Raw genomic sequence first — 21786 nt, 5'->3', positions numbered from 1 at the left:
GAACAGCTTTCACTTCTCGGCACCGGCGAGTGGCCTGATCCGGCTCGAGGACGGGCGTCCTCGATGGCCGGCTCAGGACCGTTCCGTACGCGCCGATGGACAGGTGTGAGGATCCCCGCGCGCCTGCCTCGATGGATCACGTGGTTCGCCCTGTGCGTCGCCGTCGGGTTCCTCGGTTGGATCGTGTACCTCTCGACGTCCATCACCTCGCAGGTGACGACGCGCCACTACGACGTCGCGTGGCTGGGGTTCGACCTGCTCGAGTGGTCGATGGTCGCGCTCGCGGCGTTCGCCTCCTGGCGGCACCACCGATCGACGACGATCTTCACCGGCATCTGTGCGGTGATGTTCGCCGTCGATGCCTGGTTCGACGTGTGGACCAGCCCCCGCGGAGCCGTCCTCGGCGCAGCGCTCCTCGCGATCTGCCTGGAGGCACCCCTGGTCGCCATCTTCACGGTCGCGACCATCCACGGCGAGCGCGCGAAGAGCAGGGCGGCCTTCGCCTAACGGGGGTCGCGCAGCCGATCGAGGACCCGGCGATCACGCTTGGTGGGCCGGCCGGCGCCGCGCTCGCGCTGGAACACCGGCGCGGGTCGCGCCTCCTTGGGCGGCAGCGCGGGCGTGCGGTCCTCGTAGGCGAGCACCGCCAGCGGCGCGCCGACCCGCTTAGCGAGCAGTTCCTTGACCACGACGATGTGCTCGCGGTCGGTGAACACCCGCACCTCGTCGCCGACCCTCACCGGCTGCGACGGCTTCGCGCGAGCGCCGTTGATGCGCACGTGGCCGGCCTTGACGCCAGCGGTCGCCTGCGAGCGGCTCTTGTAGAGCCGCACCGCCCAGCACCAGGCATCCACACGCACCGACATATCGCCCCTCCTGCAGCAGGGACGATACGCCGGTGGCGGTACGCCGGAGCTCAGTGACTGACGTCGTGCCGCTCAGGATCGCGCGCAGTGTCGCCGCGGGTCGTGTCGGCCGTGTCGCTCGTGTCCAACCGCTCGCCGTTCTTGCCGGTCTTGACGTCGGGGTCGATCCGGTCGGCCTCCTGCATCCGGTCGGCGTACGCCGCGCGCTGGCTGTCGAGCTTCTCGCGCTGCGAGCGCGCCATCGCCTCGCGCCGGTCCGCCTCGGCGCGGGCCTCCTGCGACTCGGCCTCCAGCCGTCGGGCCTCCGCCTCGCGGCGGGCCAGCATCGGCTCGTCGCCCCGCGCCTCGGCGCGGAGGGACTCCGCGCGCTGCCGGTCGCGGTCGTGCTTCTTCCTCCGCCCGGCCGTCAGCAGCGCACCGAGGACCAGCAGCGCCACGATCACGTAGACCGCGATCCAGCCGGGGTCGTTCCACTCTCCGAACCACTCGTTGAGACTCATCGTCGGCTCCTCTCGCCGACGGGGCGGTACCCGACCCGCCACCGGCCATGCGACCGGAGCAGGAGGGGCCGCGGTCAGCGACCGGAGTAGTTCAGCGACCGGAGTAGTTCGGGGCCTCCACGGTCATCTCGACGCCGTGCGGGTGGCTCTCCTTGAGCGAGGCGGAGGTGATCCGGACGAACCGGCCCTTCTCCTTCAGCTCGGGGATGTTGCGCGCACCGATGTAGAACATCGACTGGTTGAGGCCGCCGAGGAGCTGGTGGGCGACGGTGGCCAGCGGGCCCTTGTAGGCCACGCGGCCCTCGATGCCCTCCGGCACGATCTTGTCGTCGCTGGTGACCTCGGCCTGGAAGTAGCGGTCCTTGGAGTAGGACTTCTTCCCGCGGCTCGACATGGCGCCCAGCGAGCCCATGCCGCGGTAGGCCTTGTACTGCTTGCCGTTGTGGAACACGATCTCGCCCGGCGACTCCTCGGTGCCGGCGAGCATCGAGCCGACCATGACCGCGTCGGCGCCCGCGACGAGGGCCTTCGCGATCTCACCGGAGTGCTTCATGCCACCGTCGGCGATGACGGGTACGCCGGCGGGGCCGGCGGCGAGGGAGGCCTCGTAGACAGCGGTGATCTGCGGGACGCCGACGCCGGTGACGACGCGGGTCGTGCAGATGGAGCCGGGGCCCACGCCGACCTTGATCGCGTCGGATCCTGCGTCGATGAAGGCCTGCGCGCCCTCGCGGGTGGCGACGTTGCCGCCGATCACCTGGACGTGCTTGGTCGCGGGGTCGCTCTTGAGCTTCGCCACCATGTCGAGCAGCATCCGGACGTTGCCGTGCGCGGTGTCCGCGACGAGCACGTCGACACCGGCCTCGATGAGCATCGTGGCGCGGTCCCAGGCGTCGCCGAAGTAGCCGATCGCGGCGCCCACCATGAGCCGGCCGTCAGCGTCCTGGGACGCGTTGGGGAACTGCTCGCCCTTGACGAAGTCCTTGACCGTGATGAGACCGGCGAGCCGGCCGGCGTCGTCGACCAGCGGCAGGCGCTCGCGCTTGTGCTGACGCAGCAGCAGCGTGGCGTCCTCGCGGGAGATCCCGGCGTGGCCGGTGATCAGCGGCATCGGCGTCATCACCTCGTCGACCTTGGTGGTGCTCCACTCCGCGACGGGGGTGAACCGCAGGTCGCGGTTGGTGATGATGCCGATCAGCCGGTTGTCGGTGTCGACGACGGGCAGGCCGGACACCCGGTACTCACCGCAGATGCGGTCCAGATCCTCCAGCGTCGCATCGGGCCCGATGGTGACCGGGTTGGAGATGATGCCGGTCTGGGTGCGCTTGACGAGGTCGACCTGATAGGCCTGCTCGTCGGCGGAGAGGTTGCGGTGCAGGATGCCGATGCCGCCCTGGCGGGCCATCGCGATGGCCATCCGCGACTCGGTCACGGTGTCCATCGCGGCACTGATGAGCGGCGCCTTGATCGAGATCTCGCGGGTCAGCCGCGCGGTGGTGTCGATCTCGTCCGGCGCGAAGTCGGAATGACCCGGCAGCAGCAGCACATCGTCGTAGGTGAGACCGAGCGGGGCGAACTTCGCGGGAACCTCATCCATGCAGAGATCCTACGGCGCGCACACCCGGCTGAACGAACCGACCGGGGTGTGATCTAGGCGGGGAAACGCCCCCTGACCGCGACCCGGGCAGCCCGCCTGCCGTTTCGGCCACCGGCCACCCGGGCAGCACGACGGGTGACGATCCCTTCAACCCGCGGAGCGCCCTCATGAAGCTCAGGAACTCGATCGCAGGCGTCGTCGTGGCAGCAGCCGCCCTGGCCCCCACGGTCACTGCGGCGCCCGCCATGGCGCAGACCCGCACCTTCATCGACACCGTCGACCAGCCCGGCGGCCACGACCAGATCGGCAGGGTCAAGGTCACCTACGGTCCACGCGCCCTGACGATCCGGATCGTCTCCGGCTCCGAGGGCTACTTCAGCGACCACTTCCACGTCTACCTCGACACCGCCGGTCACGGCTACCCGGACTGGTTCGTCGGGATCTACGGCGAGGTCGAGCAGTGGGGGATGGCGCACGCGAACAAGTGGGCCAGCGACGAGTCGGGCGGTCCGCTCGGCCGCCCCGGGTGCAGCGGCGCCGCCCACTACGGGTCCTCGATGCCGGCGACCGTCTGGATCTCGATCCCGAACCGTTGCATCGCCCGGCCGCCGCGGGTCCGGGTCAACGTGGAGTCGGTGTTCGAGACCGGCACCGTCTTCGACCGGCTGCCGACCCGCTACCACTGGACGCCCTGGGTGCGGCGCGGCTGATCAGCCCGCCGGCGCGGACGCTCGCAGCTCGGCCAGCGAGATCCGCACGGTGAGGGTGCCCTCGGCGACCCGGATCCGGCCGCGCAGGCCGGCGGCCAGCACCATCGGCAGGACCGCGCGGGAGTCGCCCGGCGCGAGCAGCACGATCTCGGCCGCGTCGCGGGACCTGGCCGCGCGGGCGATCTCGGTGAGCAGGCGGGTGCCGATGCCGCGCCGCTGCCACGCCGGGTCCACCCAGATGTCGACCGGCCAGGGCCCGGCATCGGGCACCTCGTACGTCGCCCGACCGGCGACCAGCCCGCCGGCCAGCGCCGAGATCGTTGCGCCGTCGGCGACGTACTCGAGCGCGGAGCCGAAGGTGCGCGAGGGGACGGGGACCCGTGCCTCCAGCGCCCGGCCCACCAGGTCGGCGAGCGCCGCCGCGCGCTCGCGCTCGACCGCCGTGAAGGGGACCGCACGCCGGATCTGCAGGGTGGCGCTGTCGCCGACCACCATCTCCAGGACGTCCGCGGCCGGGTCGTCCACCGCGACCCGGGCGTCGAAGAGCTCCGCCGCGATCTCGGGGAACGCGGTGGGCTGGCTGAGGATCTGCTCGGCCGCCCGCACGTAGCGGGTCGGCTGGTCGTCGGCCGCCGCAGCCGAGCAGGGCGCGGCCGAGACCAGCTCGCCACCGGCCTCGGCGACCATCGCCGTGATCGCGGGCAGGCCCGCCTCGTCGCGCAGGTCGATCACCAGCTCGTCGGTCACCGATCCGCGGTCCCGGAAGACGTGCAGCGCCACGATGTTGCCCTCCGCCCGTCCGCAGGCGGACGCCAGCAGGGCGAGGACGCCCGGGCGGTCGGGCAGCTTGGCACGGACTCTCCACAACATGCACCGATGGTGCGCCGGGCACATGTCGCGGAGGTTGCGTCGCCGTCGCTCCCGTGTTGCGGCCGACCTTGACGGGACGGGCAGGCTGGAGACATGGCCGCAGACCTCCCTCCCCACGTCCTCGTCCTGTTCGGCGCGACCGGCGACCTCGCCGCCCGCAAGCTGTTCCCCGGGCTGTACCGCCTCGCGCTGGCCAAGCGGCTGCCCGAGCACGTCGCCGTCATCGGCAGCGGGCGCCGGTCCCCCGGCTCCGACGACGACTTCCGCGCGCACGTCCGCGAGTCGCTCGAGGAGTTCGTCGGCGACCTCGACGACGTCGTCGCCGACCGCCTGCTCGAGCGGATCTCGTTCGTCGCCTCCTCCGACGACGACGGCTCCGCGCTCGCCGACGCCGTGCACCGGGCCGAGGACCGGCTCGCCATCGACGCGGGGCTGACGCTGGGCGACGTACGCCGCCTGCTGTACCTGTCCGTGCCCCCGTCGGCCGTGCCCGCGATGGTCGGCATGCTGGCCCAGGAGGGGCTGGCGGAGCGGGCGCGCCTGGTCTGCGAGAAGCCGTTCGGCACCGACCTGGCGACGGCGCGCGAGCTGGACGCCACGCTCGGCGCGGTGTTCGAGGAGGAGCAGGTCTTCCGGATCGACCACTTCATCGGCAAGGAGGCCGTGCAGAACCTGCTCGCGCTGCGCTTCGCCAACGGCCTGTTCGAGCCCGCGTGGAACCGGCACAGCATCGAGTCGGTGCAGATCGACGTGCCGGAGAAGCTGACCATCGAGGGGCGCGGCGCGTTCTACGAGGGCACCGGCTGCCTGCGCGACATGGTCACCACGCACCTGTGCCAGCTGCTGGGCTTCGTCGCGATCGAGGACCCGCACGCGTTCCGGGAGGGCGCGATCCGCGCGGCGAAGGCGGCGGCCTTCGCCGCCGTACGGCCGCTGGACCCGCAGCGCGTCGTCTTCGGCCAGTACGACGGCTACCGCGACGAGCCCGACGTCGCGCCGGACTCCGAGGTCGAGACCTTCGTCGCGATCGAGGCGTGGATCGACAACGACCGGTGGCGCGGCGTGCCGTTCTACCTGCGCACCGGCAAGGCGCTCGCCGCCGGCCAGCGGACCATCACCATCCGGTTCAGCGACCCGCGGCACCAATGGCTCAAGCCGGCGCACGCGACCCGCTCGGAGCCCAACGAGCTGGTCATCGAGCTCAGCGACGAGCCGCGGATCGCGATCGACGTACGGGCGAAGCGGCCGGGGCCGGACATGGCCCTGGTCGAGGCGGTGTTCCGGCTGGACCTGCTGTGCGACGCACCCGACGCGGGCCCGTTGGAGGCCTACGAGCGGCTGCTGCTCGACGTGATGCGCGGCGACCGGACGCTGTTCATCGGCGCGCGCGAGGTCGAGCGGCTCTGGGAGATCTGCCAGCCGGTGCTCGACCACCGGCCGCGGGTGCAGCCCTACGCCAAGGGCTCCTGGGGGCCGGAGGACGCACTCGCGCTGCCCACCGGCGGATGGCGGCTCGGCCGGAGCTGAGCGAGCGGGCCGTCGTTTCGGCGTCGGGGGCCTCTACCCGATCATCGTCGCGAACATCCCGCGCTGGTGCATCGATCGCCCGCCCCGCGTTCGCGTGAACGTCAAGGGCGACACCTACCACGAGATCACGGACACGGTGACGACCGACGACTACCTCCCGTCGCCGTACCACTGGACCCCGTGGGTCCACTACAACTGAGCCACTGACCGGACCGCGAGAAACGCAGAGCGCCCCGCCTGCCGGGGCAGACGGGGCGCTCGGAGCGATCGGTCAGTGACCGTGCCCGTGGCCGTGACCGGCGGCCGCGGCCTCGGTCTCCTCCTCGGGCTTCTCCACGATCAGGGTCTCGGTCGTGAGCAGCATCGCGGCGATGGAGGTCGCGTTGACGAGCGCCGAGCGGGTGACCTTGACCGGGTCGAGGACGCCCTGGGCGACCAGGTCGCCGTACTCGCCCGTCGCGGCGTTGTAGCCGACGCCCGGGCCGGCCTCGCGCACCTTGGAGGTGATGACGTAGCCGTTCTCGCCACCGTTCTCGGCGATCCAGCGCAGCGGCTCGTCGGCGGCCTTGCGCACGATGCGTACGCCGGCGGCCTCGTCGCCCTCGAGCCCGAGGTCACCCTCGAGCACCGAGACGGCGTGGATGAGCGCGGAGCCACCGCCGGGGACGATGCCCTCCTCGATCGCGGCACGCGTCGCGGAGACGGCGTCCTCGATGCGGTGCTTCTTCTCCTTGAGCTCGACCTCGGTGGCGGCGCCGACCTTGATCACGCAGACGCCGCCGGCCAGCTTGGCCAGGCGCTCCTGCAGCTTCTCGGTGTCCCAGTCGGAGTCGGAGGCCTCGATCTCCTTCTTGATCTGGTTGACCCGGCCCTCGACCTGCGCGCTGTCGCCCGCTCCGTCGACGATCGTGGTGCTGTCCTTGGTGACCACCACGCGGCGGGCGCGGCCCAGGGACTCCAGCTCGACCTGGTCCAGCTTGAGGCCGACCTCGGGGCTGATGACCTGGCCACCGGTCAGGATCGCGATGTCCTGCAGGATCGCCTTGCGGCGGTCGCCGAACGCGGGCTGCTTGGCGGCGACCGCGTTGAAGGTGCCGCGGATCTTGTTCACGACCAGGGTCGAGAGCGCCTCGCCCTCGACGTCCTCGGCCAGGATGAACAGGGGCTTGCCGGTCGCCATGACCTTCTCCAGCACCGGGAGCAGGTCCTGGATCGAGGAGATCTTGCCCTGGTTGAGCAGGATGTAGGGGTCGTCGAGGACGGCCTCCATGCGCTCCGGGTCGGTCACGAAGTACGCCGAGATGTAGCCCTTGTCGAACTGCATGCCCTCGGTGAACTCCAGCTCGGTGCCCATGGTGTTGGACTCCTCGACGGTGATGACACCGTCCTTGCCGACCTTGTCGAAGGCGTCGGCCAGCAGCGCGCCGATGTGGGCGTCGCGGCTGGAGATCGTGGCGACGGAGGCCATGTCCTCCTTGGAGTCGACCTCGCGAGCCGACTTCAGCAGCGCCTCGGAGACGGCCTGGGCGGCCTTGTCCATGCCGCGCTTGATGCCCATCGGGTTCGAGCCGGCCGCGACGGCGCGCAGGCCCTCGTGGACCATCGCCTGGGCCAGGACCGTCGCGGTCGTCGTACCGTCACCGGCGACGTCGTTGGTCTTGGTCGCGACCTCCTTGGTGAGCTGCGCCCCGAGGTTCTCGAACGGGTCGTCCAGCTCGATGTCACGCGCGACGGTCACGCCGTCGTTGGTGATCGTGGGGGCGCCCCACTTCTTGTCGAGGACGACGTAGCGGCCCTTGGGGCCGAGCGTCACCTTGACGGCGTTCGCGAGCGCGTCGACACCGCGCTCGAGCGAGCGACGAGCCTTCTCGTCGAACTCGAGGATCTTAGCCATGCTTTCTCCTTAACGAGAACGAGTCGTGAGTGTCAGCGTGACCCGGGGGTCACGCTGACACTCACGACTCGATGGAAATCAGGAAACGACCGCGAGGATGTCGCGCGCGCTCAGGATCAGGAACTCCTCGCCCGAGTACTTGACCTCGGTGCCGCCGTACTTGCTGTAGATGACCTTGTCACCCACCGCGACGTCGAGCGGGACCCGGTTGCCGTTGTCGTCGATGCGGCCCGGGCCGACGGCCAGGACCTCGCCCTCCTGGGGCTTCTCCTTGGCGGTGTCCGGGATGACGAGGCCGGAAGCGGTGGTCTGCTCGGCCTCGACCTGCTTGACGACGATGCGGTCCTCGAGAGGCTTGATGTTGATCGACACGGTGTCGACCTCCCCTTCACATGGTTGATGTGGCAATTCACGTCTTCGCCTGCGCACGCAGAGGGCGTCGTCGCGGGTGCCGCACTCCGGCCGCAGGCATTGGCAGACTCCGGTGGAGAGTGCCAACTCAGACGTTAGCACTCACCTGGGACGAGTGCCAGAGCGGGCCGACTCCGGTCCGGGCTCCGATCCTGAGAGGATCGGGCCGTGGACCTCACTACCTTCGCCTGGCTGCTGACCGACGACGGCCAGGCCGCGCTCGCGTCCGCCACGGACGCGGTGGGCGAGGGTGGGTCCGAGCTGCAGGTCCAGTCCCTGCTGCGGCGTACGACGACGGCGGAGCAGGCCGCCACGGTGCTCACCCAGGTGGAGCTGCGCGCCCACGCCGCCGCGAAGCTGGGCGACCTCGCGGGACGGATGTACTTCACCCGCGACGCGCTCGAGCAGGCGACGCGGCTCCGCGTCTCGGAGCACCGGGCGGCCCGGATGCGCGCCTTCGGCGCCGAGACCCTGATCGACCTGGGCTGCGGCATCGGCGGCGACCTGGTCGCGGCGGCCCGCGCCGGCATCGTCTGCGCGGGCGTGGACCTGGACCCGCTGCGGGTGGCGATGGCCGAGGCCAACCTGGCCGCGCTCGGGCTGCCCGGCGCGGTGGCGGTCGCCGACGCCACGACCGTCGACCACACGCCCTTCGGCCTCGCGTTCGCCGACCCCGCGCGGCGTACCGGCGCGGGCCGCAGCTTCCACGTCGACGACTGGACGCCGCCGTGGGCCTGGGTCCAGCAGCTCCTTGCGCGCGACGCCTGCGTCAAGGTCGCGCCCGGCATCCCGCACGACCTGATCCCCGACGGCGTCGAGGCGGAGTGGGTCAGCGACGGCGGCGAGGTCAAGGAGGCGGCCCTGTGGTCGGGGCGTACGGCGACGGCCGCCCGCCGCGCCACCGTCATCCTCGACGGCGGCCTTGCCACGCTGGACGACGAGGACGACCCCGGCCCCGACGCGGTCGGGGTGCGGGCGATCGGCGGCTTCCTCTACGAGCCCGACGGCGCCGTCATCCGGGCCGGCCTGGTCACCGCGGTCGCCGCCGGCGTGGGCGGGGCCCTGGTCGACCCGAAGATCGCCTACGTGACCTCGGACCAGCCCTTCACGACGCCGTTCGCCCGCGGCTACCGGGTCATCACCGAGCTGCCCTACCGCGAGAAGCCGCTGCGGGCGGCCCTGCGCGAGCGCGGCATCGGCCGGATCACGATCAAGAAGCGCGGCGTCGACGTCTCCCCCGAGCAGCTGCGCAAGCGGCTCGCGCTGGCCGGCGACGACGAGGCGACGATCGTGCTGACGCGGGTGGCCGGCGAGGGCACCTGCCTTCTGGTCGAGCCGATCCGCCCGGCGTGACGGCGGCGTACCCGCCCTCCGCCCGTCCCGCTCCGCTCGTGGCCCAGGTCACCGCGGGCCCATGACGAAAAGCATGCGACTGACAAGCATCGAGGTCGTAGATTCCGCTGCATGTTCGCTGCCCTAGGACGCTTCGTCTCCCGTCGCCCCTGGTACGTCGTCGGTGCCTGGATCCTGTTGGCCGGTCTGGTGATCGCCTTCGCTCCCGGCCTGAAGTCAACGACCGACCAGTCCTCGTTCCTGCCCGCCAAGTACGAGTCGATCAAGGCCGCGAACACCATGGCGGCCGAGTTCCCGCAGTTCAGCACCCAGACCGGAGCGACGCTCGCGTTCTCGCGCAGCGACGGCGCCGCGCTGACGCCGCAGGACCTGACCAAGGCCAGCTCGATCGTGCGCGACCTCAACGCCGAGCTGCCGGGCACCTTCCAGAAGCTGGCCCCGGCCGCCGCGGTCGCGCAGCCGTCCCCGGACAAGGTCGCCGCCAAGGCGGCGTTCGGCATCACCAAGGACCGGACGGCGTACGACAAGACGGCGATGGACGACGCCCAGACCCTGCGCGACGACGCCGCGAAGCTCACCCAGGGCACCGATCTCACCCTGTACGTCGGCGGCCCGGCCGCCCAGCAGCTCGACTCGCAGAACTCCAGCGCCAAGACGCTGGCCATCGTCGGCATCGCGACCGTGGTCCTCATCGTGCTGCTGCTCGCGATCATCTTCCGCAGCGTGATCATCTGCCTGCTGCCGATCCTCGTCGTCGGCCTGGTGTCCCAGGTCGCGACCGGCCTCATCGGCTGGGCCAACGAGGCGTTCAACCTGCAGGCGGACTCCTCGCTGGAGGTCATCCTGATCGTGGTCCTCTACGGGATCGGGACCGACTACATCCTGTTCCTGATCTTCCGGCACCGTGAGCGGCTCCGGCTCGGCGAGGACGTCAAGACCTCGATCGTGACGGCCATGGAGCGCGCCGGCGAGGCCATCGCCTCGGCCGGCGGCGCGGTGATCGTGGCGTTCAGTGCGCTGATCCTGTCCTCGCTCGGGATCTTCAAGGCCATCGGCCCGGCGCTCGCGATCGCCGTCGCGGTGACCCTGGTCGCCGCGCTCACGCTGGTCCCGGCGATCGTCACCCTGCTCGGCCGGGCGCTGTTCTGGCCCTCGAAGAAGTGGCGCGTCGAGTCCGAGGGCGCGCGGTTCGCGAAGGTGGGCGACGCCCTGGGCCGGCGCCCCGCGCTGTTCGCTGCCGGCTCCGGCCTGATCCTGGTCGTTCTCGCGGTGTTCTCGCTCGGCTTCCACCCCTCCTTCGACTTCACCTCCAGCCAGCCCAAGGACCTCGAGTCGTCCAAGGCCGACGCGGTGATCCAGTCCCACTTCTCGGCGGGTGCGACCGACCCGGCGCTGGTGGTGCTGAAGTCGTCGGGCAACAAGCTCACCGACGCCCAGGTCGGAGCGTTCGCGGGCGACCTCGGCCGGACCGAGGGCGTCAGCGCCGCCGCCCCGATCGGCCCGATCTCCTCCGACGGCACGACCGTCGTGATCGCCACCGTGCTCAAGGACGCCCCCGGCTCGGACGCGGCAGCCGCCGCGGTCAAGGGACCCATCCGCTCCGAGGCGCACGCGGCCGCGCAGCAGATCGGTGCGACGGCGTACGTCGGCGGGACGACCTCGGTCTTCGTGGACATCGACGCGGCGATGGTGCGCGACTACAAGGTCGTGTTCCCGGTCGCCGCGGCGATCATCCTGCTGATCCTGGCGCTGCTGCTGCGCTCGCTGGTCGCGCCGTGGTACCTCATGGTCTCGGTCGGCCTGGGCTTCCTCGCCTCGCTCGGCGCGACGGTCCTGGTGATCCAGCACATCAAGGGCGACGACGGCCTGATCTTCATGCTGCCGATCTACATCTACCTGTTCGTGGTCGCCCTCGGCACCGACTACAACATCTTGATGATCGCCCGGTTGCGCGAGGAGGCGCAGGAGGGGCGCGAGCCCCGCGAGGCGGCCGCCGAGGCGGTCAAGCACGCCGGCCCGACGATCGCGGCCGCCGGCGTCATCCTGGCCGGCACCTTCGCCTCGCTGATGCTCGGCGGCAACTCGCTGATCGTGTCGATGGGCTTCGCGCTCTCGTTCGGCATCTTCACCGCGGCGTTCATCATGGCGATGTTCTTCACCCCCGCCCTCACCGCGCTCGTCGGGCACGCCGCCTGGTGGCCCGGGCACGGGGACGAGAAGAAGGCCTGACCCGCCCGGCTCCGTCGTACCTGATCGTCAGGTACGACGGAGCCTGCGGTAGAGGCCGTCGTCGCGGAGGGCCACGTCGAGCAGCTCGTCGTGGCGGCCGTAGACCGGCGTCGGCCCGATCGCGGAGACCGACGGGAAGCCGGTCCGCACCGGCTCGAAGCCGGCCGCGACCGAGCAGTCGGTGAACCGGAAGTTGGCGTGCCGGATCGCGAGGATCCCACCCGGCCGGACCGCCCGGCACAGACCCTCGACGGTCCGCTCGAAGTCGTCGAAGCGCAGCATCGGCGCGCAGGTCGGCGGGGCGTCGTTGAGCCCGCCGTGGCGCAGCACCGCGAAGGCCAGGACGGCGTCGTACGCCGCCGGCTCCTCCCCCAGCGCGTCACCCGCCCGGACCAGCCGGATCCACGCGCCCGCAGCCGCCTCGTCGATGCGCCGGCGGGCCGTGCGCAGCGCCAACGGGTTCACGTCGATCCCGGTGATCCGGGCCTGCGGGAACTGCTCGTGCAGCGTCAGCAGCTCCTCGCCGGACGCGCAGCCGAAGGACAGCAGCCGCAGCCGGTCCGGGGGTACGTCGGCGAGGGCGTCGCGCATGCACGCCAGCTCCTCCGGGTACCGATCCCTCGCTGTGGTGGTGAACGGCTGGAACAGGTTGCGGGGGCGCAGGGCGAGCGCCACCGCGGCCTCCCGTTGCTCGCCGCCGTCGACCCACATCCTCAGCAGCATCCAGACCCGGTGGCCCGGCAGCCGCCTCAGGAGTGCCCTCATCCGTCCGAGTCTGGCAGCGGACTTCTACAACGACGCAGAAGTCCGGGAAATCGCGTGATGTTCGCGGGTTCCGCTGCGTCTGGACTGGTGACCGTCTCGGACAAGGAGCACTCGATGAGCACCACGACCTCGAAGCATCGCGCCACGGAGCCGCTGCGCGATGAGCGACCCTCGGTGTCCGCACACCACCGCGCGGGCCGCAGCAGCGATCTCCCCATCGCCGCCGCCCTCGGCATCATCCTGTTGATCGTGGCCGCCTACCTGGCGGTGCGGCGATGAGCCTGTGGCTGTCCTCGATCGGCGCCGTGGTCTCCAGCCTGGTGCTGCAGCCGCTGCGGCGGAGGCGGCGCCCCGCGGAGCAGGGCTAGCGGGGATCAGCCGGCCAGCACGTCGGTGACCGGCAGGCTGGAGTCGGCCGGGAGGTCCAGCGGGCTCGGCGTACGCCCGCGGGCCACCATCGCGGACCCCAGCGCGGCCACCATGGCGCCGTTGTCGGTGCACAGCCCGGGCCGCGGCACCCGGATGCGTACGCCGACTTTCGCGGCCCGCTCCTCGGCCAGCGCTCGCAGCCGCGAGTTGGCCGCCACGCCGCCGCCGATCATCAGGTCCTCGATGCCCTCGCTCGCGGCGGCGTCGAGGGCCTTGCGCACCAGTACGTCGCACACGGCCTCCTGGAAGGACGCCGCGACGTCGGCCACCGGGACCGGCTCGCCGGAGCGCTCGCGGGCCTCGACCCAGCGCGCGACCGCGGTCTTGAGCCCGGAGAACGAGAAGTCGAAGCGGTGCCGCTCCAGGTCCTTGCGCGTCGACAGCCCGCGGGGGAAGTCGATGGTGATCCGGCCCTCGCGCGCCGCGCGGTCGATGTGCGGCCCGCCGGGGAACGGCAGCCCGAGCAGTCGCGCCACCTTGTCGAAGGCCTCCCCCGCCGCGTCGTCGATGGTCGCGCCGAGCGGGTCGACACCGCTGCCGCCCGGGCCGCCTCCGGTGATGTCGGTGACCCGCAGCAGGCTGGAGTGACCGCCGGAGACCAGCAGCGCGAGGCTGGGCTCGGGCAGCGCCCCGTGCTCGAGCTGGTCGACCGCGACGTGGGCGGCGAGGTGGTTGACGCCGTACAGCGGCTTGCCGAGGCCCAGCGCGAGCGCCTTGGCGCTCGCGACGCCGACCAGCAGGGCACCGGCGAGGCCGGGGCCGTGGGTGACCGCGATCGCATCGACGTCGCCCAGCGCGATGCCGGCAGTCGCGCAGGCCCGCTGGATGGTCGGGACCATCGCCTCCAGGTGCGCCCGGCTGGCGACCTCGGGCACCACGCCGCCGAAGCGGGCGTGCTCCTCGACGCTGCTCGCGACGGCGTCGGCCAGCAGGGTGTGACCGCGGACGATGCCGACGCCGGTCTCGTCGCAGGAGGTCTCGATGCCGAGGACCAGGGGCTCGTCGGTCATGGGGTGACCTCCAGGGATCGGGAGAGTACGACGGCGGTCGACCCGTCACGGTAGTAGCGCTCGCGCCGACCCAGCTCGGTGAAGCCGGCGGCGGCGTACAGGGCCAGCGCGGGGGCGTTGGTCTCGCGCACCTCGAGGATCAGCCGCTCCGCGCCGCGCCGGGCGGCGTCGGCCAGGCAGCCGTCGAGCAGCCGCCGGCCCAGCCCGCGGCCGCGGTGCGCGGTGTCGACGGCGATGCGCTGCAGCTCGGCGTCCTCGGCCGCGACGCTGACCACGGCGTGGCCGACCACCTCACCGTCCTGCTCCAGCACCAGGTAGGCGATCGTCGGCAGCAGCCCGGCCACGCCCTCGCCGACCAGGCCCTCGCCCCAGGGGTCCTCGGGGAAGCCGGCAGCCTCGGAGGCGACGATCGCGGCGAGGTCGTCGGGAACGGCCGTGCGGACGGTGGCGGTCATGCAGGCTTCGGCGCGCGCGGGATCTCGGCGTCCGGTCGGCGCAGGTAGAGCGGATCGGGGGGCAGCACCTCGGCGAGCCCGTCGGCGACGGCACGCGCGACCCAGGCGCCCGACGGCCGGGCCGGGCCGACCGGGTGCGGGAAGGCCTCGGGGTAGAGCAGCGCGCCCTCCCCCACGACCGGGCCGTGGGTGGCGACGGCGGCCGGGCGCTCCACCGCGGGTCCGGAGGTACGCCGGCCCGCCGCGTCGTACGCCGCCAGGTAGACCTCCTTGCGGCGCGCGTCGGTGGCGACCGTGAACGGGCCGGTGACCGCGCCCGTCGCCACGGCCTCGGCGGCGAGGACGTCCAGCGAGCAGACGCCGTGCACCTCCAGGCCGAGGACCAGGCCGAGCGTGCGGGCGGTGACCAGCCCGACGCGCAGGCCGGTGAACGGGCCGGGGCCGACACCGACGGCGATGCCGGTCAGGTCGGCGGGGGTGATCCCGCCCGCCGCGAGCGCGGCCTCGATCAGCGGGGCGAGGGCCTCGCCGTGGCGCATGGCCTGCTCGGAGACGAGGTCGGCGAGCACGGAGGTGCCGTCGTACAGGCCCACGGCGACCGTCGGAGAGGCGGTGTCGAGGGCGAGGAGCACGTGGCGAAGGTTAGGCCAGGAGCCGCGGGCGGCCCAACCAGGACGGGCCGATCGGCTCGAGGGTGACGACCCGGGGGTCGTCCTCCGGGTCGAGGTCGGGTGCGGCGACGGCCCGCTCGATGCGGATCTCCAGCGGGGAGTCGCTCAGCGCCTCGGCGAGTCCGCTCCCCCACTCCACGACGGTGACGGCCTGGTCGAGGTCGGCGTCCAGGTCGAGGTCGTCGAGCTCGGGGGCACCGCCCAGCCGGTAGGCGTCGACGTGCACCAGGGCGGGACCCGCGGCGAGGCTCGGGTGCACGCGGGCGATCACGAAGGTGGGCGAGGTGACGCCGCCGCGCACGCCCAGGCCGGCGCCCAGGCCCTGGGTGAACGTCGTCTTGCCGGCCCCCAGCTCACCGCTGAGCACCAGCACGTCGCCGGCCCGCAGCTGCGCGGCGAGGCGGATGCCGAGGTCGCGCATCGCGTCCGCGGTCGGCACCTCGACCCGCTGCGGCGTACGACGCGCGAAGTGGACGTAGGGCGAGCTCCGGTGGGTCTCGGTGAACCCCGCGTCGCGCCAGAAGGCGATCGTGGCGGGCAGCTCCTCGCGGGCGAGCAGCGACACGCGCTCGACACCCCGGGCCTCGGCCTCGCGCAGGGCGGCCGCGACCATCGCGTGCGCGACGCCGTGGCCCTGCGCGCCCGGGACGACGCCGACCCGCCGCAGGTACAGGGCGTCCTCGCCGGGCACCCGGTCGAAGACCAGGGCGCCGACCGGCCGGCCGTCGACGCTGGCGAGCAGGCCGCCGTCGGAGGTGAGGTGCCCGGCCATGGTCACCTCGGTCTCCGCCAGCGCGTCGGCGGGCGGATCGAGGGGCGGGCGCGCGGCGAAGGCGGCCTGGACGACGGCGAGGACGTCGACGGCCGATGCGGGTCCGACCACCTCGACGACGACCCCGGGGACGGTCTGGGTCACCGGCGCGCGGCCCCCTCGGTCGCGGCCGTGATCAGCTGGTCGAGCTCGGCGTTGACCAGCTCGTGCCGCTCGAGGATCACCATGTGGCCCGCGCCGTCGCACTCGAGCAGGTTGGAGCCGGGGATCCGCGAGTGCAGCTTGCGGGAGTGGCCGATCGAGGTCAGCCGATCCTTGGTGCCGCAGATGATGGAGGTCGGGATCACGCCGAGGTGCTCGACGAAGTCGAACTTGTCGAGCGAGGCGAAGTTCGGGAAGAACTCCGCGACCGTCTCGAACGGGGTCGCGGCGAGCATGGAGTCGACGAACTCGACGTACCCGTAGGGCACCTCGTCGCCGAACGCGAAGGTGTCGGTCACCACCGTCGCGACGTTGCTGCCCAGGCGGCGGAGCACGTCGACGGCACGGTGGCCCAGGTGGAGGGTGCGGATCGCGCCGCTGGCGAACGGCATCCCGAGCCGGGCCGGGACCATCGGCAGCAGGATCCGGCCGACGTCGAGACCGCCGGCGGTGGTCGAGATCAGGCCGGCGCCGATCACCTTCGTGCCGATCATCTCCGGGAACTGCTCGGCGAGCGCCACGATCGACATGCCGCCCATGGAGTGACCCACGAGTACCACCGGGCCGTCGGGGGCGGCCGTCTCGATCACGGCCTTGAGGTCGCGGCCGAGCTGGTCGATGGTGCAGTTCTCGCGGCTGCTGTCGCCGGAGCGGCCGTGCGAGCGCTGGTCGTAGTAGACCGCGCGCACCAGATTGCGGTACGCCGCCCGCTGGAAGTGCCAGCAGTCGAGGTTGAGGCAGTAGCCGTGGACGAAGACGATCGTCACCCCGCCGAGCGGCTTCTTGCCGAAGAACCGTCCTCCGGTGGGCGGCGCGACCTCGTCGATCTCCACGTGCAGGGGTACGCCGTCGTCGGCCATCACCATGATCGGGTCCGAGTGCAGCGTGCCGAAGGGCACCCGCTCACCGGCCCGGTGGCTGATCTGGCGCTGCTGGCGGGCGATGCTGATCGCCGTACCGGCCGCGGCGATGCCGAGCGCGCCGGCGACGGAGCCGAGGATGCGATTGCGGGTGCTCATGGCTTCTCCATCGGCTCGGAGTCGACGTAGGTGCGGGCCATCCGCCCTCCGATCCTCGTGACGATCTCGTAGTTGATGGTGCCGCACGCCTCCGCCCAGTCCTGGGCGGTCGGGCCACCGAGGGACGGCGGCCCGAAGAGGAGTACGTCGCTGCCCGGGGCCGGCCGGTCGCCGCCCAGGTCCACCACGAACTGGTCCATGCAGACCCGCCCGCGGATCGGCCGGAACTTGTCCCCGACACCCACCTGGGCGCTGGTGGCGGGGTCCGGGGAGGAGGCGTGGCGCGGGATGCCGTCGCCGTACCCGACCGGGACCAGCCCGACCGTGGTGGCGTGGTCGGCGATCCAGATCCGGCCGTAGGACACGGCATCGCCGGGCGCGAGGTCCTTGACCATCGCCAGCTGGGCGCGGGCGGTCATGGCGGGGACCAGACCGAGGTCCGGGGTGTGGCCGGGCGCGGGGTCCAGGCCGTAGAGCGCGATCCCGCACCGGACGGCGTCGAAGCGGGCGCTCGGGCGCAGGATCGCGGCCGCGGAGTTGGCCAGGTGGCGGATCTCGGGCGTCAGGCCCGCCTGCGCGGCCTCGTCGAGCGCCTCACGGAAGCGCTTCTCCTGCTCGTCGTTGGCGGGGTCGTCCGGCTCGTCGGAGGAGGCGAGGTGCGACCAGATGCCGGTGATCCGCCAGCGGGTCTGCTGTTCCCCTGCTGCTGCGTGGGCGAACAGCTCTGGCCAGGCGCTCCGGGGTGCGCCGCCGCGGGACAGGCCGGTGTCGACCTTGAGCTGGACCCGGGGCGTCGTTCCGTCGGGCGCCGCGGCCGCGATCGCCTCGAGCTCGTCGGTGCTGTAGGCGGTGAGGTCGACGCCCGCCTCGATCGCGGGGGTGAGGTCGGTGTCGGGGACCGTCAGCCAGCACAGGATCGGGCCGCCCAGGCCGGCCCGCCGGAGCGCGACCGCCTCCTCCGGCGTGGCCGTGGCCAGCCACTCGGCGCCGCCCTGCTTCGCGGCCCGGGCCGAGGCGACCATGCCGTGCCCGTAGCCGTCCGCCTTGACCACCGCGATCAGGGCCACTCCGGTGGTGGCGCGCAGGACCTCGGCGTTGTGCCGGATGGCGCCGAGGTCGACCTCGATCCGGCCGGGGCCCAGGCCCGGGCGGGCGTCGGCGGGCGCGGTCATGGGGTCGATTCTCCCAGGACGCGGCCGATGAGGCGCGGGAGGGCCCGGGCGACGTCGCCCGCCACGATCGGTCCGGCGTCGGTGGCGAGGGTGGCGGCGGCGCCGTGCAGCCAGGAGCCGGCCGAGGCGGCGTCGTACGGGTCGAGGCCGGCGGCGAGGAGGGCGCCGATCAGGCCACCGAGCACGTCGCCGGCTCCGGCGGTGGCCAGCCACGGGGTGCCGCTGGTCGTGACGCGGACCCGGCCGTCGGGGTGCGCGGTGATCGTGCGCCGGCCCTTGAGGAGCACCACGGCGGCGTACTCCTGGGCGGTGCGGCGCGCGTGGAACAGGGGCGCGGCCTCGATGTCGTCACGTGGGACACCGATCAGCTCGGCCAGCTCGCCGGCGTGCGGGGTGAGCACCGCGAACCGTCCGCGGACCTGGTCGGCGTGGCGGATCGCGTCGGCATCGACGACCAGCGGCACGTTGTCCGCGATCGCCTCGGCGAGGTGCCGATCGGCCGTGCCGGCGCTGCCGGAGCCGACGACCCAGGCCTGCACCCGGCCGGCCCCGACCACCTCGGGGTGCCGGCCGTGGATCAGCGCGGCGGGGGCCGCGTCGCCGACGTACCGCACCATGCCGGCGAGGCCGCAGCTCGCGCCGGCGACGCTGAGCAGGGCCGCGCCGGGGTAGGTCGTGGAGCCGGCCCGGACGCCGACGACACCGCGGGTGTACTTGTGGGCGTCGGGGGTCGGCCGGGGCAGGAGACGGGCGACGTCGTCGGGCTGCAGCGCCTCGACGGCGGCGCTGGTCGGGAGGTCGAGACCGATGTCGACCAGCTGGACGGCGCCGCAGGCGCGCGCGGCGGGGTCGACCAGGTGGGCGACCTTGTGGGTGCCGAAGGTGACGGTGAGGTCGGCCGTCACGTGGGGGGCGGACGCGCTGCCGTCGTCGACACCGACGCCGGACGGGACGTCGACGGCGACCACGGGGACGCCCGCGAGCGCGTCGAGGGCCAGTTGGGCGACGGGGCGCAGGCCCGGGCGGCCGCCGATCCCGACGATGCCGTCCACGACCAGGTCGGGGCGCTGCCGGGGCGGCTCGTCGATGATCCGGCCGCCGGCGGCCCGCAGCTCGGCGACTCCTGCCTCGTGGGCGCCGGACGAGAGCAGCCATGCCTCCACGCGGGCACCGCGGCGCGCGAGCCGCGCACCGGCGTACAGCGCGTCGCCGCCGTTGTCGCCGCTGCCGACGAGCAGCACGATCCGCCGCCCGGACACGCCCCCGAGGAGGTCGGCGATCGCAGCGGCGAGCCCGGCCGCCGCCCGCTGCATCAGCGTGCCCTCGGGCACGCGCGCCATCAGCTCGGCCTCCGCCGCCCGGACCTGCTCGACCGTGTACGCGCGGATCACCCGTCCCACGGTAGTGCCCCGGCTCGCTCCTTGCTTGCGCAGGCAAGCGGCGCCTGCCTGCGCAGAGGGGACCGCCCGACCGGCCCCGCGCCCGGGTCACTCGACGGTGACGGACTTCGCCAAGTTGCGCGGCTGGTCGACGTCGTGGCCGAGCGCGGTCGCCAGCTCGCAGGCGAACAGCTGCAGCGGCACGATCGCCACCAACGGCTGGAGCAGTACGGGCACCTTGGGCAGCGGGATCAGCTCGTCGGCGTACGGCTGGATGGACGTGTCGCCCTCCTCGGCGAGGCAGAGCGTGCGGGCGCCGCGCGCGCGGACCTCCTGGATGCCGCTCAGCATCTTCTCGTGCAGTTGGTCCCGGCCCCGGGGAGGTACGACGCACAGCACCGGCAGACCCTCCTCGACCAGGGCGATCGGGCCGTGCTTGAGCTCGCCCGCGGCGAAGCCCTCGGCGTGCAGGTAGGCGAGCTCCTTGAGCTTCAGCGCGCCCTCGAGCGCCACCGGGTAGCCCGCGTGCCGGCCGAGGAAGAGGACCGACTTGTTGCCGACGTGGTCGCGGGCCAGCCGATAGACCAGCTCGGAGCGGTCGAGCACCTCCTCGATCTTGCCCGGCATGTCCTCGAGCTGCTGCATGATCTCGGCGATCTCGTCGCCGAACCGGGTGCCCTTGGTCTGCGCGACGTAGAGCGCCAGCAGGTAGCAGGCGATCAGCTGGGTCAGGAAGCCCTTGGTCGACGCGACCCCGATCTCCGGGCCGGCATGGGTGTAGATCACCGCGTCGGACTCGCGCGGGATCGAGGAGCCGTTGGTGTTGCAGATCGCGAGCACCTTGGCCCGCTGCGAGCGCGCGTGCCGGATCGCCTGCAGCGTGTCGGCCGTCTCCCCCGACTGCGAGATCGCCACGACCAGGGTGGTGGCGTCGATGATCGGATCGCGGTAGCGGAACTCCGAGGCGAGCTCGACCTCGACCGGCGTACGGGTCCAGTGCTCGATGGCGTACTTGGCGACCATGCCGGCGTAGAAGGAGGTCCCGCAGGCGATGATGATGATCTTGTCGAGGTCGCGGATCTCCTGGTCGGCCAGCCGCATCTCGTCGAGCTGGAGCAGCCCGCCGACGCCGCGGCGGCCGATCAGCGAGTCGGCCACCGCCCGCGGCTGCTCGAAGATCTCCTTGCGCATGAACCAGTCGTGGCCGTCCTTCTCGGCGGCCGACAGGTCCCAGTCGACGTGGAACCGGGTCGCCTCGGCCGGGCGGCCGTAGAAGTCGGTGACCTCCACCCCGTCCCGCGTCAGTACGACGATCTGGTCCTGCCCCAGCTCCAGCGCCTCGCGCGTGTGGTCGATGAACGCGGCGACGTCGGAGCCCAGGAAGTTCTCCCCGTCGCCCAGCCCCACGACCAGCGGCGAGTTGCGGCGCGCGGCGACGACGCGCTCCGGGTCCTCCGCGTCGACGGCGACCAGCGTGAACGCGCCGTCGAGCTGCTGGCACACGCGCTGCATGGCGGTGGGCAGGTCCACCCCGGACTCGACCTGCAGCTCCACCAGGTGCGCCGCGATCTCGGTGTCGGTGTCGGAGAGGAAGACGTGGTCGTCGGCCTCGATCCGGCTGCGCAGCTCGTGGAAGTTCTCGATGATGCCGTTGTGGACGACCGCGACCCGGCCGGCACCACCGGTGTGCGGGTGCGCGTTGGCGTCCGAGGGGCGGCCGTGGGTCGCCCAGCGGGTGTGCCCGATGCCGAGCGTGGCGGGCGCCAGCGGCGTCTCGTCGAGCGCCTTCTCCAGGTTGCCGAGCTTGCCGGCCCGCTTCGCCACGACGACCTCGCCGCCGGTGACGACCGCGATGCCGGCCGAGTCGTAGCCCCGGTACTCCAGACGCCGGAGACCGCCGATCACGACGTCCCGGGCCTGCTGGCCTCCGACGTACCCGACGATCCCGCACATGGT

Annotated in this window: 21 protein-coding genes; 6 read left to right on the top strand and 15 right to left on the bottom strand. The window is 72.5% G+C overall.

Going from position 1 to position 21786, the window contains the following annotated elements; translation table 11 throughout:
* Nucleotides 1–183 precede the first annotated feature (183 nt).
* Nucleotides 184–507: a hypothetical protein gene (locus ACYU8V_RS20095; protein ID WP_460849903.1), complete on the top strand. Its 324-nt coding sequence runs from the start codon at nucleotides 184–186 to the stop codon at nucleotides 505–507.
* Here the strand turns inward: ACYU8V_RS20095 and ACYU8V_RS20090 are convergent.
* From ACYU8V_RS20090 to guaB, 3 genes are all read right to left on the bottom strand, one after another.
* Entirely contained in the window at nucleotides 504–866 is a 363-nt protein-coding gene (locus ACYU8V_RS20090) for an RNA-binding S4 domain-containing protein (protein ID WP_460849901.1), read from the bottom strand. The two genes, ACYU8V_RS20095 and ACYU8V_RS20090, sit on opposite strands and share 4 nt — an antisense overlap.
* Before the next feature lie 50 nt (nucleotides 867–916).
* A complete protein-coding gene (locus ACYU8V_RS20085; protein WP_460849900.1) occupies nucleotides 917–1366 on the bottom strand; it encodes a hypothetical protein in 450 nt (149 codons plus the stop codon).
* Between the two features lie 91 nt (nucleotides 1367–1457).
* On the bottom strand, nucleotides 1458–2963 hold the full coding sequence (guaB, locus tag ACYU8V_RS20080) for an IMP dehydrogenase (RefSeq protein ID WP_460849899.1): 1506 nt from the start codon (nucleotides 2961–2963) through the stop codon (nucleotides 1458–1460).
* A 167-nt stretch (nucleotides 2964–3130) separates the two neighbouring features.
* Between guaB and ACYU8V_RS20075 the strand changes: the two genes are divergently transcribed.
* Nucleotides 3131–3673: a hypothetical protein gene (locus tag ACYU8V_RS20075; RefSeq protein WP_460849896.1), complete on the top strand. Its 543-nt coding sequence runs from the start codon at nucleotides 3131–3133 to the stop codon at nucleotides 3671–3673.
* Here the strand turns inward: ACYU8V_RS20075 and ACYU8V_RS20070 are convergent, their stop codons facing one another.
* Complete coding sequence (locus ACYU8V_RS20070; protein ID WP_460849895.1) at nucleotides 3674–4543, bottom strand: GNAT family N-acetyltransferase; 870 nt, start codon at nucleotides 4541–4543, stop codon at nucleotides 3674–3676.
* A gap of 93 nt (nucleotides 4544–4636) precedes the next feature.
* Here ACYU8V_RS20070 and zwf point away from each other — a divergent pair, with 93 nt between their 5' ends.
* The gene (gene zwf / locus ACYU8V_RS20065; protein ID WP_460849893.1) at nucleotides 4637–6070 is read left to right on the top strand and encodes a glucose-6-phosphate dehydrogenase; all 1434 of its coding nucleotides are present in this window, start codon (nucleotides 4637–4639) and stop codon (nucleotides 6068–6070) included.
* Nucleotides 6071–6341: 271 nt separating this feature from the next.
* Here zwf and groL read toward each other — a convergent pair whose 3' ends face one another.
* Nucleotides 6342–7964: a chaperonin GroEL gene (gene groL, locus ACYU8V_RS20060; RefSeq protein ID WP_460849892.1), complete on the bottom strand. Its 1623-nt coding sequence runs from the start codon at nucleotides 7962–7964 to the stop codon at nucleotides 6342–6344.
* A gap of 78 nt (nucleotides 7965–8042) precedes the next feature.
* Nucleotides 8043–8336 carry a co-chaperone GroES gene (groES, locus tag ACYU8V_RS20055; protein ID WP_460849890.1) on the bottom strand — a complete coding sequence of 98 codons (294 nt, stop codon included), beginning with the start codon at nucleotides 8334–8336 and terminating at the stop codon, nucleotides 8043–8045.
* A gap of 207 nt (nucleotides 8337–8543) precedes the next feature.
* Here groES and ACYU8V_RS20050 point away from each other — a divergent pair, with 207 nt between their 5' ends.
* Both ACYU8V_RS20050 and ACYU8V_RS20045 read left to right on the top strand, forming a co-directional pair.
* Complete coding sequence (locus tag ACYU8V_RS20050; protein WP_460849888.1) at nucleotides 8544–9728, top strand: THUMP-like domain-containing protein; 1185 nt, start codon at nucleotides 8544–8546, stop codon at nucleotides 9726–9728.
* A gap of 111 nt (nucleotides 9729–9839) precedes the next feature.
* Nucleotides 9840–11957 carry an MMPL family transporter gene (locus ACYU8V_RS20045; protein ID WP_460849886.1) on the top strand — a complete coding sequence of 706 codons (2118 nt, stop codon included), beginning with the start codon at nucleotides 9840–9842 and terminating at the stop codon, nucleotides 11955–11957.
* A 27-nt stretch (nucleotides 11958–11984) separates the two neighbouring features.
* Here ACYU8V_RS20045 and ACYU8V_RS20040 read toward each other — a convergent pair whose 3' ends face one another.
* Complete coding sequence (locus ACYU8V_RS20040) at nucleotides 11985–12722, bottom strand: class I SAM-dependent methyltransferase (protein ID WP_460849885.1); 738 nt, start codon at nucleotides 12720–12722, stop codon at nucleotides 11985–11987.
* 114 nt (nucleotides 12723–12836) lie between these two features.
* On the opposite strand from ACYU8V_RS20040, the gene ACYU8V_RS20035 reads away from it, so the two are divergent.
* On the top strand, nucleotides 12837–13001 hold the full coding sequence (locus tag ACYU8V_RS20035) for a hypothetical protein (protein ID WP_460849884.1): 165 nt from the start codon (nucleotides 12837–12839) through the stop codon (nucleotides 12999–13001).
* Nucleotides 13002–13096: 95 nt separating this feature from the next.
* On the opposite strand, the gene tsaD is transcribed toward ACYU8V_RS20035, so the two are convergent.
* From tsaD to glmS, 8 genes are all read right to left on the bottom strand, one after another.
* Complete coding sequence (tsaD, locus tag ACYU8V_RS20030) at nucleotides 13097–14161, bottom strand: tRNA (adenosine(37)-N6)-threonylcarbamoyltransferase complex transferase subunit TsaD (RefSeq protein WP_460849883.1); 1065 nt, start codon at nucleotides 14159–14161, stop codon at nucleotides 13097–13099.
* Nucleotides 14158–14616 (bottom strand): ribosomal protein S18-alanine N-acetyltransferase, encoded by a 459-nt coding sequence (rimI, locus tag ACYU8V_RS20025; protein ID WP_460849882.1) that lies wholly within the window; start codon nucleotides 14614–14616, stop codon nucleotides 14158–14160. The genes tsaD and rimI overlap by 4 nt, the downstream gene beginning before the upstream one ends.
* Nucleotides 14613–15248: a tRNA (adenosine(37)-N6)-threonylcarbamoyltransferase complex dimerization subunit type 1 TsaB gene (tsaB, locus tag ACYU8V_RS20020; RefSeq protein WP_460849880.1), complete on the bottom strand. Its 636-nt coding sequence runs from the start codon at nucleotides 15246–15248 to the stop codon at nucleotides 14613–14615. Before tsaB ends, rimI begins: the two co-directional genes overlap by 4 nt.
* A gap of 10 nt (nucleotides 15249–15258) precedes the next feature.
* Nucleotides 15259–16203: a tRNA (adenosine(37)-N6)-threonylcarbamoyltransferase complex ATPase subunit type 1 TsaE gene (gene tsaE / locus ACYU8V_RS20015; RefSeq protein ID WP_460849878.1), complete on the bottom strand. Its 945-nt coding sequence runs from the start codon at nucleotides 16201–16203 to the stop codon at nucleotides 15259–15261.
* Nucleotides 16200–17279 (bottom strand): alpha/beta fold hydrolase, encoded by a 1080-nt coding sequence (locus tag ACYU8V_RS20010; RefSeq protein WP_460849876.1) that lies wholly within the window; start codon nucleotides 17277–17279, stop codon nucleotides 16200–16202. The genes tsaE and ACYU8V_RS20010 overlap by 4 nt, the downstream gene beginning before the upstream one ends.
* Nucleotides 17276–18451, bottom strand: a complete 1176-nt coding sequence (alr, locus tag ACYU8V_RS20005; RefSeq protein ID WP_460849875.1) for an alanine racemase — start codon at nucleotides 18449–18451, stop codon at nucleotides 17276–17278. Before alr ends, ACYU8V_RS20010 begins: the two co-directional genes overlap by 4 nt.
* Nucleotides 18448–19842 (bottom strand): NAD(P)H-hydrate dehydratase, encoded by a 1395-nt coding sequence (locus ACYU8V_RS20000; RefSeq protein WP_460849873.1) that lies wholly within the window; start codon nucleotides 19840–19842, stop codon nucleotides 18448–18450. The genes alr and ACYU8V_RS20000 overlap by 4 nt, the downstream gene beginning before the upstream one ends.
* 96 nt (nucleotides 19843–19938) lie before the next feature.
* Entirely contained in the window at nucleotides 19939–21783 is a 1845-nt protein-coding gene (glmS, locus tag ACYU8V_RS19995) for a glutamine--fructose-6-phosphate transaminase (isomerizing) (protein WP_460849871.1), read from the bottom strand.
* Nucleotides 21784–21786: the final 3 nt, after the last annotated feature.

It is taken from the genome of Nocardioides ultimimeridianus (genome assembly GCF_054777895.1).
The sequence above is the reverse complement of the archived record's forward strand: the minus strand, read 5'-3'. Positions and strand labels throughout refer to the sequence as shown.